Source organism: Ruoffia sp. FAM 26255, assembly GCF_045528525.1.
Lineage (GTDB): Bacteria > Bacillota > Bacilli > Lactobacillales > Aerococcaceae > Ruoffia > Ruoffia tabacinasalis.
In genome coordinates this window covers 1-255 of the sequence record NZ_JBGQQX010000150.1, presented here as the reverse complement: position 1 = coordinate 255, position 255 = coordinate 1, and the positions used below count along the sequence as shown (strand labels likewise).

The window sequence follows — 255 nt, the reverse complement described above, 5'->3', positions numbered from 1 at the left end:
CCTGCTCCAATCGTGGATCGATACTCAACATATAATTGACCATACTTTTTTGAGTCACAAGGCCATCAAACAGCCGGTGAATGTGGTAATCCTCGAAGTCCAAGGACTCCCGGTTTTTTTGAATTAACTTCCATAATTGTTTTAATTTGGTGTAATCACGCGGCCGGTTGTAACGAATCGTGTTCATGACTTTAATCCGATATCTGTTTAACGTATTATTCAATAATTGAACGATATGAAACCGATCGATGACAA

Annotated in this window: 1 protein-coding gene; it reads right to left on the bottom strand. The window is 38.8% G+C overall.

The features are described from left to right. On the bottom strand, positions 1-255 hold a 255-nt coding region (locus ACEN31_RS11680), incomplete at both ends, for a transposase (RefSeq protein ID WP_407109492.1).